Origin of the sequence: Neptuniibacter sp. QD57_21, assembly GCF_047778075.1 — a bacterium.
In the GTDB taxonomy this organism is placed as follows: Bacteria; Pseudomonadota; Gammaproteobacteria; order Pseudomonadales; family Balneatricaceae; genus Neptuniibacter.
Map to the genome: position 1 here is coordinate 3,355,565 of NZ_CP180549.1, position 12,453 is coordinate 3,368,017.

The 12,453-nt window shown below is 44.9% G+C and carries 11 protein-coding genes; 1 reads left to right on the forward strand and 10 read right to left on the reverse strand.

Annotation, left to right across the window (positions count from 1 at the left end; translation table 11 throughout):
- Positions 1-253 precede the first annotated feature (253 nt).
- The 3 genes from ACMXYS_RS15270 to ACMXYS_RS15280 all read right to left on the reverse strand — a co-directional run bounded on the left by ACMXYS_RS15270 (position 254) and on the right by ACMXYS_RS15280 (position 1,617).
- Complete coding sequence (locus ACMXYS_RS15270) at positions 254-520, reverse strand: hypothetical protein (RefSeq protein ID WP_415892636.1); 267 nt, start codon at positions 518-520, stop codon at positions 254-256.
- A gap of 12 nt (positions 521-532) precedes the next feature.
- Positions 533-679 (reverse strand): hypothetical protein, encoded by a 147-nt coding sequence (locus ACMXYS_RS15275; protein WP_415882533.1) that lies wholly within the window; start codon positions 677-679, stop codon positions 533-535.
- Between the two features lie 275 nt (positions 680-954).
- Positions 955-1,617, reverse strand: a complete 663-nt coding sequence (locus ACMXYS_RS15280; protein WP_415897033.1) for a cupin domain-containing protein — start codon at positions 1,615-1,617, stop codon at positions 955-957.
- A 384-nt stretch (positions 1,618-2,001) separates the two neighbouring features.
- Here ACMXYS_RS15280 and ACMXYS_RS15285 point away from each other — a divergent pair, with 384 nt between their 5' ends.
- Positions 2,002-4,266, forward strand: coding sequence for an EAL domain-containing protein (locus tag ACMXYS_RS15285; protein ID WP_415897034.1), 2,265 nt, complete (start codon positions 2,002-2,004; stop codon positions 4,264-4,266).
- On the opposite strand, the gene ACMXYS_RS15290 is transcribed toward ACMXYS_RS15285, so the two are convergent.
- From ACMXYS_RS15290 to ACMXYS_RS15320, 7 genes are all read right to left on the reverse strand, one after another.
- On the reverse strand, positions 4,263-5,498 hold the full coding sequence (locus ACMXYS_RS15290; RefSeq protein WP_415897035.1) for a diguanylate cyclase: 1,236 nt from the start codon (positions 5,496-5,498) through the stop codon (positions 4,263-4,265). The genes ACMXYS_RS15285 and ACMXYS_RS15290 overlap by 4 nt on opposite strands.
- A 97-nt stretch (positions 5,499-5,595) precedes the next feature.
- On the reverse strand, positions 5,596-6,213 hold the full coding sequence (locus ACMXYS_RS15295; RefSeq protein ID WP_415897036.1) for an SH3 domain-containing protein: 618 nt from the start codon (positions 6,211-6,213) through the stop codon (positions 5,596-5,598).
- Between the two features lie 2 nt (positions 6,214-6,215).
- Positions 6,216-8,495, reverse strand: coding sequence for a DNA topoisomerase IV subunit A (gene parC, locus ACMXYS_RS15300; protein ID WP_415897037.1), 2,280 nt, complete (start codon positions 8,493-8,495; stop codon positions 6,216-6,218).
- Positions 8,496-8,625: 130 nt separating this feature from the next.
- Entirely contained in the window at positions 8,626-10,518 is a 1,893-nt protein-coding gene (gene parE, locus ACMXYS_RS15305; protein WP_415889401.1) for a DNA topoisomerase IV subunit B, read from the reverse strand.
- A 52-nt stretch (positions 10,519-10,570) separates the two neighbouring features.
- The gene (locus tag ACMXYS_RS15310; protein ID WP_415897038.1) at positions 10,571-11,182 is read right to left on the reverse strand and encodes a YqiA/YcfP family alpha/beta fold hydrolase; all 612 of its coding nucleotides are present in this window, start codon (positions 11,180-11,182) and stop codon (positions 10,571-10,573) included.
- Between the two features lie 59 nt (positions 11,183-11,241).
- Positions 11,242-12,006, reverse strand: a complete 765-nt coding sequence (locus tag ACMXYS_RS15315) for a metallophosphoesterase (protein WP_415897039.1) — start codon at positions 12,004-12,006, stop codon at positions 11,242-11,244.
- Positions 11,999-12,442: a DUF1249 domain-containing protein gene (locus tag ACMXYS_RS15320; protein WP_415897040.1), complete on the reverse strand. Its 444-nt coding sequence runs from the start codon at positions 12,440-12,442 to the stop codon at positions 11,999-12,001. The genes ACMXYS_RS15315 and ACMXYS_RS15320 overlap by 8 nt, the downstream gene beginning before the upstream one ends.
- Positions 12,443-12,453 lie beyond the last annotated feature (11 nt).

The window sequence follows — 12,453 nt, forward strand, 5'->3', positions numbered from 1 at the left end:
CGCTTTAAGACAAAAGTAAATACTGGTCTTTAGAGCAATAAAGCACCATCTTTTGAGTAAAGGAGTCCGGTAAAAAGACAAGGGGTCTGAGATAGTTGTAGGAAACTTACTCACGAATGCGCGTTTTTACATAGGGTAGCGCCAAAAAGGGACACAAATCCAAGGTGTATAGGCTTTTCTGACTTAAGCCTTTTGGATAGGGACCACAAGGAGGAGATCTGTTTTATCGATCTTTTTAATAGGAAGAAAGAGACTACTGCGAGACTTGTTCGCCACAATAGAGCTTGCGAACTTTATTCAGAAATCTGACACGCTGAGTATTGTTCGAGAACTCGGTCGCAACTACTTCGCCATTCACGACGCGGATACGTGAAAAACAATCCTTCAGCTCTAAATGCTTTTTGCCTTGGCCTGCCGCATAGACACCACGAAGAAAGAAACCACTACTCGATTGCTGACCTTCAGTCACAATCTTGTCGTACACAGCTTTAAAAATTGAGGGATTAATCACAGAACCCATAAACCTCTCCTTCTATCTTTCTTCAGCGTGTTTTAAAAAGTCATAGATATCTTTGTGTTGCTTTGCCAACCAATCGTTATTTGACGAACTGCTATTGGATATTTTATCTGCGAGGCGCAGTAGTGTTTTGTACGATTCACGATCTTTGATTGAGTGCATAACTTCCTCTCCTCCAGTAAGAAAAGACTTAGCTGTTTATGCTCTTTGTGACTTCAGCAGTGCCTGCTGATTGTATTGGTGCTTAAGGTGGGAGAAGTTCTACCTGCCTGAGAGCGAGCAGGTAGAACTGTTCAGCAATGTTAATGGTGAGGTCGTCCATTGCCTATCACTTATGAGCGGGATCTAGAATATCAATAATGATAATGATTCGCAATAGCGTTTTAGGTTTTTTAGCAAATAATTTTGTTCGACAGAAATACTTGTTGGCAGCGTTGTTACAGGTGTCCCGTTTTCACATAGATTAATGCGCCATCGTCTTTGGTATAGGGATGATGCTCACTCAAATGAGGACTACGCAACCAGGAACCTTTTGGGTAGATACCATGCTCATCGTAGAACGTGCCTTCAAGTACCAGTATCTCTTCACCGCCAAAATGACGATGGGGGTTAAACTGCGTATTCGGCGCCCACTTCACCAAGGCGACATGCTCTCCCTCAAATTCATGCAGAGGCATAACGGTTAAACCATCAACCAAGCCTTGGAGCCAAGGTTCTTTAGTAGTATCAATCGCCTTTTGTTCTTTATCAGCTTCGTTAAACTGCTGCAGCTTTACAAAGATGATCGCACCCTCTTTGCCGATCTTCGGGGTGTGAGAGGTACCAATAGGGTTACGAACATAACTCCCTTGGGGATAATCTTGGTGTTCATCAGAAAACACACCTTCAAGCACGAAGAACTCTTCCCCACCGCTATGAATATGCGGTGAGAATTCACTAAAAGGCGCATAACGGACAATCGAGGTCGCCCTTGCCGATTCATCGCCAATACGGTCTAGCATCATGCGCTCAACCCCCGCCATAGGTGAATCAACCCAATGGTAATCTTCTGGAAGAATAACTACGCGTTGTTCAAAATCGGCATTTATTCGTGTAACCATCTACTTCACCTTTAATTCAACGCCTAGTTCATTTCTTAGTATTTCCTTGGGATCACCTATGTGAAAGCGAGTTCCCTACAAACGGTTATAAATCTACTACCAAATATAGAGATCATTACATTCAAAACTGATTATATAATGAGATCGGTTTAGCATTGGCCAAAGCTGTGCGGCTGAACTGATAAATCGGATTTAACACTAATATTGTCGTTGATAGCCTTTCGATTATCGCAAGGAAGCTAAAGTCCCTTAGCAGGGAGCCCAGCTTTGACTACGCTATATGATGTAATTAGCAAAGGTACTTTTGATGATGCACACTATCCACTTTCTACACCACCCATACCGTTACTCTAGTTAAGCGCCATAATGTTTGAGTGAAGCATTATGCTGTTTATAAGAAATAACATCTGGCTTGCGTTTTACGTATTCCTTTTGGCAGGTTTTGCTTCGTTTATTTTCATTCTTACGAAAACCCATGAGTCTATTCGCCAAGATGTGCAGTTAGAGCAAGAAAACCTAACACGCATCACCTCTAACTCAGTTGAAGCTTCGCTTAGACAATATGGAACACTTTTAGATATTCTGGGGCAGGAGTTATTACACGAAGCTAAGTTTTTGGATCGGGACAAAGCGATTCAGGAAATAGATAAATTACTCAACGCCTCCCACACAACTCACAACCTCTTTTTGATCGATCTTGATGGTAATATCGTTGCCACAAACTCTCTATCTCAAGATAAACGCGAATCTTCACTTAACCTGCTACAAAACCCCAAAGCAAAAGAATCTTTCAGTCTCACATTAGACAGTAATGCAGCCGTTATTGGGCGAACATATTTTAGTTACTGGGAAAGCGCCCTAATCATCCCTATTCGTAAAACGATTAGAAATAGAGACGGTCAACCACTATTCGTTGTATCTCTCACCATCAATATTGAGAAAGGTCTTCCGTTCTTCTCCAAAAATGTTGAACACAGTGCGGACTACAGTGTGTTTATCTATCGAGAGCGAGACCGATATTTTCAGGTAGCCCCTAAACGTCTTATCAACGACCCCGCTGTGTATGAACATCAGTTTTCTGAAGAGAGAATCCAAGAAAGCATTGATTATGTCGAAAAGGCCTACAACACCAGTTTTGAGGTTATTAAAAACAAACAGATCATTACTACCCATGTCACCGGCAAGTTTAACGATGATTCTCAATCAATGATGTCAAACTTCTATATAAAAGAGTTTCAACTTTGGGTAGGCATAGAAAGGGATACTCAGGTTATTAGGAAAAAGTTCTTCCAAGTAGCAGCCAATCTCTCCCTAGTTTTCTTTTTCGCTTATGCCGTTATTTTCTGGCTCTTTCGAGTGATCAGTAATAATGAGAAGAAGAAAGAAGAACTGTTAACTTATAGAGCGACGCACGATTTCTTAACCAACCTACCCAACCGCTATTTTCTAGATAACTACTTTTCCAAACTAGAAGAGCAAGACAGCTATCATCTGCTGTTTGTCGATATGGATAACTTTAAATCAGCCAATGATAACTTCGGCCACGATTATGGCGATCAGGTTCTGATAGAAATAACCAGAAGGCTCAAGCTCAGCATACAAAAAAGCGAATGCCTTATAGCTAGATACAGCGGTGATGAATTTGTAGTCGTTGCATTCAACCTTTCTAGTTTCGAAGCCGAACGCTTAGCCCAAACAATATTAGAAGAGATTTCTAAACCTTATCTAATGAGTGGTAACCGCTTAAGTATAAGTGCCAGCATAGGGATCTCTCACTGCCCTACCGACGCCAGTTCATTTGAAGAGGTAAAAAGGCTCTCGGACTTTGCCTTGTATGAAGCGAAACAAAATAAAAATTGCTACGCCATCTTCCATGAGGAACTGAAAAAGCGCTACCTGGATGATCAATCGTTAGAAAATAAGCTTCGAGATGCGATTAAGAACGATGAAATATCTATCGTCTTTCAGCCACAAATTTCTTCAGCTGGTGTGCTATCCGGCTTTGAATCGTTAGTTCGCTGGTACAGCGAGGAGCTAGGCTCTATTCCACCCAACCGTTTTATCCCTATTGCTGAATACTCAGGGCTAATGCCAGAGCTTGGCCGCCACATAATCCGAAAATCGTTAGACGAGGCTAGTAAAGTAGCATCGGACAGTTTCTCTCTATCGATAAATGTATCTATCAAGCAGTTCTTTTCCGATGGTTTTGTCGAATATTTTTTACAGCAAGCTAATCAATCCAAAATAGCTAAAAGCAGACTCAAAATCGAGATTACCGAAAGCCTGTTTATCCAAGATTTAGATTACGTCTTAGGGATGATCAATCAATTTAAAGCAGAGGGAATATCCGTATCTTTAGATGACTTTGGTACGGGGTATTCCTCTTTGAGTTTGTTAAAGGATCTACCTATCGACGAGCTGAAAATAGATAAGAGTTTTGTTGATGATATTGTCGAAGACAAAGATGCTCGATTACTGCTTCAAGGCATTATCAATATCGCTCATAAAATGGGGATAACCATTGTTGCCGAGGGTGTTGAAACACAGGAACAAAAACAGATCCTTGATGGTCTAGGTTGTGAGGTGTTTCAAGGTTATTACTTCTATAAGCCTATGCCTATTAATGATGTAATTAAGGAATTTAATTAAGATTCCTGAAGAAACACCCCATTTTTTCCGCTTTTCTTAACCCGGTACATGCGCTCATCGGCCACTCGAACAAGAGATTCAAGATCCTGTCCATCCTCGGGACAATTAGCACCGCCAACCGAACAGCTAACCTCTAGACCTTCTGCGATATCAGCATAACTCTCATTCATCACATCAAGTAAGCGTTCGGCAAGTCCTGGAGCGCAGGTTGCTGTGTCATTACATTGGATAATCATGGCAAATTCATCACCACCTATGCGTGCTACAAAATCCCCTTCTCGTAGCGCTACGCTCAGCCGGGAAGCTACCTCCACCAGCACTTTATCGCCAATTTCATGTCCGTAGGTATCGTTGATCGTTTTGAAATCATCGATATCAACAAACAACACCGTTAAACACTCTTTACGAGCGGCGGCATTCTGCATAATGTCTTGGCCCGTAGTCATAAAAGCTTTACGGTTAGGGACACGGGTTAATTCACAATGATGTGCTTCATATGCCATTGCTCGCCGTTGCTGCTGTGCTTCTTCAACTTCAGCAGTTGAATCCACCAAGGCCTTTTCGACCTCTCGTTTTTCGGCGATTAATAGCACAAAGCGATTCATTACATCGTGGTAGTGATAAGCAGCAAGGACCACAAACGGCATGGCTAGAAGACCAACTAGAAGCGCATTAATTAGATTAGTGATTTGCTTATTCATATCTTGAGTAACCGCTTCATGGAAACGGTTATTCTCTTGCTGGAGTACTGTTAAAGCAGCCAACGCAGGAGCATCATCAATACGAACTTGCCTATCAATCTGTTGAGTCGGAGCTCCTCTTTCTACCGCCATCTGCGCTACATGAAGATTATCTCGGTACATCTGCAGCGTCTGTTGAATCACTAACAGTGCTTGGCTCTCTTTACTATTAAGATCTAAGGCCGAATAGAGTGAAATAATTTGAGTCGATTTTTCTATATCGCCACGTAAACGTTCAAGCAAACTTTGCTCTTGGCGCAGGACATAGTTTTTGAAATTATGGATAAAGCCACCGTATCCAATAGAACGGTGTAACTCTGAAAGGGCCGTAGCACGGCTCTCTGAGGTATAACTATAAGCGGTCCAAGCGTCTCTTACTCCTGAAGACAGGAACAAAAGCAACCCTCCCATCAGTAAGATAACGATGGACAAAGAAACAGCTAAAATCGTAATGCGACGACTAAATCGCTTACGTAACAAACGTCCTTCCATGACGTACAGAACCTGTATGGCCGACTAAAAACCGTCAAAAATGTAGGTGTATATGATAGTCCGTTTGTTTATAGGGTCAAGCTGTAGCCTATTAGACTTACTGCGCAGCACAATTGTAATAAGCCACGCTAAACTCTTCTGGATTAACGACAGTATTTAACCCAATATTCAACCGCATCAAACCTTCGGCGTGGCCACCCAAAAGGTGAAAATTTTGCACATCACTGGTTTTAATCGGGATAACCTTACGATCTCCAGGAATCACAAAATCCGCCCAACACTCGACTTTGACCTGTTTTCTCTGTTGGGTAGAGTCAGTAATAACAAAGGAAACATCAAGATAGCATAACGAGCCCATGCCCACCGTGGCACGATCCGTACAGACAGGCTTATCAGCAATAACCTCTATACCAATAGGTGAAACATCAGCCAATTTCGGCCGTTCTAATGTTTGCAGTGCAAGGTAATGATTAAAGACCCACCCAATCACTTTCTGTTTGTTAGGTTTTAAAAAGAATACTTCAGACCATTGCCCTTCTCTGCGAGTTTCCAGTACCAACTGCTCTTTATCCACCTGAGCAATCACACGCCACTTCTGTCCTGGCCCCTTGCGGATATTGATGTTGTCACCGGTAACTTGGTAATACTCCAACGCCTGTGCAGGCAGAGCAACCAATAGTACACAGAGGCAAAACCATGATCTGAAGAGTTTCATTTTTATTCTTCGGCCTCAGGCTGGCCTTGAGAACTGTTATCCACTTCCAAACTATCTACGCGCTGATAACCTCTTGGTAACTTGTTACCTCGACGACCTCGCTCACCTCGATAGTGCTCGATATCAGCAGGCTTAAGCTTCAAGTGTTGACGACCAGCATGCACCAGCAGCGTATCTTCCGGAGCAAGCACAGCCAAAGCCGTTACCAATTCCTCTCGGGCAGAGGCTCTTGCGGATGGGATATTGATAATCTTATTACCTTTACCACGTGCCAATTGCGGTAGCTCAGACACAGGGAATACCAGTAATCGACCTTCATTTGTCACAGCGGCCAAAAGAGAACCTTCAACTGAACTCATCGTGATTGGCTGTAAGATCTGAGCGTTTTTAGGCAGGGTTAATGCCGCCTTACCGTTTTTAGTTTTACTGGTGAGATCAGAGATCTTCGCGATAAAGCCATAACCCGCATCAGACGCCATCAAGACTTGATCGTTATCCTTACCCGCAATGGCAGCATCTACAGTGGACCCTTTTGGCAACGTGATTCGCCCTGTTACCGGTTCACCTTGTCCACGGGCGGACGGTAGATTATGGGTCTCGATAGTGAAACTTCGACCCGTGGTATCTAACAGGAGGGTTGGCTGATTAGTCCTACCCTTACAACTTAGCTTAAAGGCATCGCCGGATTTGTAATTGAGGCCCTCGGCATCAATATCATGACCTTTCGCAGCACGAATCCAGCCTTGCTTAGAGATCACTACAGTCACAGGATCCGAAGATAGAAGATCTTTCTCGCTAAATGCCTGCGCTTCTTCACGCTCTACGATTGGCGAGCGACGGTCATCACCGTACTCTTCAGCAGCGTCTTGGATCTCTTTCTTAATCAGCTTACGCATCTTAGCGTCAGAACCTAGAATACCTTCCAGCTTCTTACGCTCTTCTTCCAACTCGTTCTGCTCAGACTGGATCTTAAACTCTTCCAGTTTCGCCAAGTGACGAAGTTTAAGGTCTAGAATCGCATCCGCTTGAATCTCGGTCAGACCAAAGCGTTTAACCAGCTCCGCTTTTGGATCTTCCTCATGACGGATAATCGCAATAACCTCATCAATATTGAGATACGCGACCATCAAACCTTCGAGGATATGTAGGCGATCCAAAACCTTAGATAAGCGGTGGTTTAAGCGCTTGCGCACAATCTCAGTACGCCAGCTCAGCCACTCAACCAAGATCTGACGGAGGTCTTTAACTTGCGGTTTACCATCCACGCCGATCATGTTCATATTCACACGGTATGTGCGTTCTAGATCAGTAGAAGCAAATAGGTGAGCCATTAACTGCTCGACATCAACACGATTCGAGCGAGGGATAATCACTAGGCGAGTTGGGTTTTCGTGATCGGATTCATCACGAAGATCGCTCACCATCGGCAGCTTTTTCTGCTGCATCTGAGCGGCGATCTGCTCCAAAATTTTAGCGCCCGAAACCTGATGCGGTAGCGCAGTAATAACGATTTCACCCTGCTCTTTCGTGTATACAGCACGCATACGCACCGAGCCACGTCCTGTTTCATAAACCTTTTTCAGCTCACGACGGGAGGTGATGATTTCCGCATCGGTTGGCATATCGGGACCTGGAACGATCTCGGTGATCTCGTCCAGATCTGCACGCGGGTTATCTAGCAAGTGAACACAGGCTTTAGCCACTTCACGCAGGTTGTGCGGCAGAATGTCAGTCGCCATACCTACGGCAATACCTGTCGTGCCATTCAACAACACATTTGGTAAACGCGCTGGCAGAATCGCTGGCTCACGCATAGTGCCATCGAAGTTAGGTACCCAATCAACCGTACCTTGGCTGATTTCAGACAGTAAAACTTCGGCATAACGCGCTAAACGCGATTCGGTATAACGCATCGCAGCGAAGGATTTAGGGTCATCAGGAGAACCCCAGTTACCCTGACCATCAACCAACGGATAGCGATAACTGAAAGGCTGAGCCATCAATACCATTGCTTCATAACAAGCTGAGTCACCATGCGGGTGGAATTTACCTAACACATCACCCACAGTACGTGCTGACTTCTTGTATTTTGCAGACGCTTTAAGGCCAAGCTCGGACATCGCATAGATGATGCGACGCTGAACGGGCTTCATACCGTCACCGACATGAGGCAGGGCACGATCCAAAATTACGTACATGGAGTAATCCAGATACGCTTTCTCGGTAAAATCTTTTAACGCGAGGCGTTCAGTGCCATCTTCGAAGGTTGTTTGTACCGTCATAATTCACATTACACTCGTAATAAGCTCAACTCGCTGCTGTAACACAAACCTAGCAACCAGCTGTAAAAACTATCCAGTTTCTCTGCCTACAGTGACTAATCTCAGAGAAAACTCATGCTACTTCCAACGTCTAAACGTCTGCCAAGTTACCTTTGCTCTGCAACCAGTCTTTACGGTCACCTGAGCGCTTCTTAGCTAACAACATATCCATCACTTCGTTCGTGCCATCACCCGGCTCTACCGTAAGCTGTACAAGACGGCGGGTGTCTGGTGACATGGTTGTCTCACGTAGCTGAAGTGGGTTCATCTCACCCAAGCCCTTGAAGCGCTGTACGCCGATTTTGGCATTCTTACGATCCGCTTTAATGCGCTCGATAATGCCATCTTTCTCAGCGTCATCCAGTGCGTAAAACACCTCTTTCGCGACATCGATTCGATACAGCGGCGGCATAGCCACATAAACGTGACCAGCAGTAACCAGCGGTTTGAAGTGACGTACGAATAATGCACACAGCAGTGTTGCGATATGTAGACCGTCGGAGTCCGCATCGGCCAGAATACAGATCTTGCCGTAACGCAAACCGTCAAAGTTTTCTGAAGCAGGCTCCACGCCGATCGCTACCGAGATATCATGGATCTCTTGTGAGCCTAAGACTTCGCTAGGATCAACTTCCCAAGTGTTTAAGATCTTACCTCGCAACGGCATGATCGCTTGAAACTCTCGTTCACGCGCTTGTTTCGCAGAACCACCCGCAGAGTCACCCTCTACCAAGAACAGTTCTGATTGCATCGCATCACCACCAGAGCAGTCTGCCAATTTACCCGGTAGCGCAGGCCCTTGAGTAACTTTTTTACGCACCACTTTTTTATTGGAACGCATACGACGTTGAGCGTTAGATATAACAACTTCAGCAAGCTGCTCGCCCTCTTCTACATGGCGGTTTAGCCATAAGGAGAAAGCATCTTTAATTGCGCCTGAAATAAAGGCCGCGATTTCACGAGAAGATAAACGTTCTTTGGTTTGGCCGGCGAACTGCGGATCCTGCATTTTGGCAGAAAGGACGTAGCAGCACTTATCCCAAACATCATCCGCAGTCAGCTTAACTCCGCGAGGTAGCAAGTTACGGAATTCACAGAACTCACGCATCGCTTCAAGCAAACCTGTACGCAGACCGTTTACATGAGTACCGCCTTGCGCCGTAGGAATCAGGTTTACATAACTTTCGCAGGTCATTTCGCCACCTTCAGGTAGCCACTGCACTGCCCATTCGACTGCGTCTAATTCACCCTGCAAAGAGCCTGAAAATGGTTCAGCAGGTAGTACTTCAAAGACTTGGGTTGTGCCTTTTAAGTAATCAATTAAACCATCTTCATAATACCATTCTTCCTTCTCACGCTTAGCACCGGTCAGATCAGTAAAGGTCACCTTTAGACCTGGGCAAAGGACTGCTTTAGCACGTAGATTATGCTTTAGACGTGAGACACTAAATTTATGGGTATCAAAGTATTGTGGATCAGGTAGGAAACGAACCGTAGTACCAGTGTTACGCTTACCACAGGTATCAATCACTTCTAGATCAGATACTTTTTCACCGTCCGCAAAGCCAATACGATAAACCTGACTGTCGCGACGTACTTGTACTTCTAACAACTTAGATAAGGCATTTACAACCGATACACCCACACCGTGTAAACCACCGGAATAGTTGTAGTTATCGTTGTTAAACTTACCACCCGCATGGAGTTTACACAGGATCAACTCGACCCCGCTGACACCCTGCTCTGGGTGGATATCCACAGGCATGCCTCGACCATCATCGGTCACGCTTAAGGACTGATCTTTATTCAGAACCACATCAATCTGCTTAGCATGACCGGCAAGCGCCTCATCCACCGAGTTATCGATGACTTCTTGCGCCAAATGGTTTGGACGATCCGTTTCCGTGTACATCCCCGGACGACGTCTAACCGGGTCTAGACCACTAAGAACTTCTATGGAACCAGCGTTGTATTGCTTGGACATCAAATACTTTCCTGTCGCAAAACTTTATCTATGAATCAACGTTTAACGATATTTAAATCGGTTGTGCTTCGGGCAGATCAATACGCCCTTCTGCAAATGCCATAATGGCAGGAATCAGGTTTTCAAACTGTTCGAAACCATGACTACCACCCGGCTGAACAAACTGCGGTGATGCTACAAATTTCTCGACCGCTTCTCGGTAATCCAGCGTTTCATCTGCTGTTTGGGTTAATAACAGATAAGCTTCTGGCCGTTTGAGCTCTTGGCAGTTCAGCGCCAACAACTGCGACAAATGCTCTTGGGTAAGCTCATACTCTTCACCGGAATAAAGATTCACATTTGGCCCAAGGTATTGCGGCAGCAGTTCAAACGGTCTGACCGACGGGTTAATTAAAACCGTACGTACATGATCATAATGTTCGGTTAGCCATGTACTGTAATAACCACCCAGCGAACTTCCTAATAAGATGATTGATCGCTGTTGGTTTTGCTCAACAAGAGCGCGTAACTGTTCCATAGCTTCTGCTGGCCAGTGGGATAGCTTTGGCACCATCACCTGATCGCCTAGACCCTTACCCTGCAGATACTCGACGAACACCTTCGCCTTCATCGATTGCGGCGAGCTGTTGAAACCATGAACGTATATATAAAGCGGTGTATTCATTTTCTTCCTCTGGCAAAGAACTTACCGGAGGGGAAAGCAAGGCGCAATAGCCAGTAAAGCTATGCGGGTAATCTAATCACTTGTTGGTTAATTTTCCCACAAGAATAGAGCTGATAGCAGCCATAAGCAGGCCCTGCTAGCTTAGGATCATCTTCTACTGCAGAGCCATCTGTCTGAGCTTTAAACTGTGCAGCAGTCGCAGGTACAGAGAATAGTTGAATATCTCCTCTCTGAAGCGCCCAGCTTTGATGCACATGGCCAAAGATAACGCCTTTAACCTGTGGATAAAGATCAACAATCTGCCAGAACTGATCAGCATTGCCTAAACAGATATCATCCTGCCATCGGCTTTTTACAGACACAGGATGGTGATGCAGAACCAATAACACGTGCTGATCAGGCCCTGTCTGGCTTAACTCAGTTTTTAAAAAAGCCAATTCTGACTCAGAAAGCGAACCGCTACCTTTGCCGTCGGGATTTGAACTACTATCTAGAAAGATCAGTTTCCAACCATCGAACGTTTTTACCCGCGACGCTAACTCTGTATCCGCAAAGCGCGCCATCTCCTCTGGTAGATCGTGATTACCGGGGATCCAGTAAGTAGGATAAGGAAGCTGATCGACATAAGAAACCAAACGATCATAGGCATTAGGTGCGTGATGAGTAAGATCACCTGTGAGTAACAAGGCATCAGCAGATTGAGATTCAATCTCCGATATCACTTGTTGAAAGCGCTGCTCGACATTTACACCTTTCAACAACATATCTGGTTCTTGTTGCAGGTGCATATCACTGACTTGAAGCAGAGTGATGGTTTCAGCCACTGAATACGGGTTCCATACTGTGGCCGTGGTTTAAGCACTCGCTCAACCACTCACCCAGATATTCATTTAGCTGAATTTTCTCATCAGGCAGGTGCATATTTTTATTTGGATAGGGATAAACACCGGAGAGCTGTTTACGACGCTGCATGCAGATCACCTCCGCCATGCCAGCATCGTGGTATAGACGCACCACTAGACCCGGTGCTTCTAACCATGGCGAACTCGATTCAAAGCGATGGCTAATCAACAAAGTGGTCGTATATTTGAAACGCTCATCAACCTGCAGACGCAGATAGGCAGTATGCTCAGGCCAACTCACCTGAAACTCGCGTTCATCACACTCATCCAGATCCGGTAATAGCTTCATAATACGAGCATAGTTAGCCTCGCAATGCGCCATCTGCCGAGTTAGATCTGGAATATATTTCCGCTTCATCTGCCTATCCG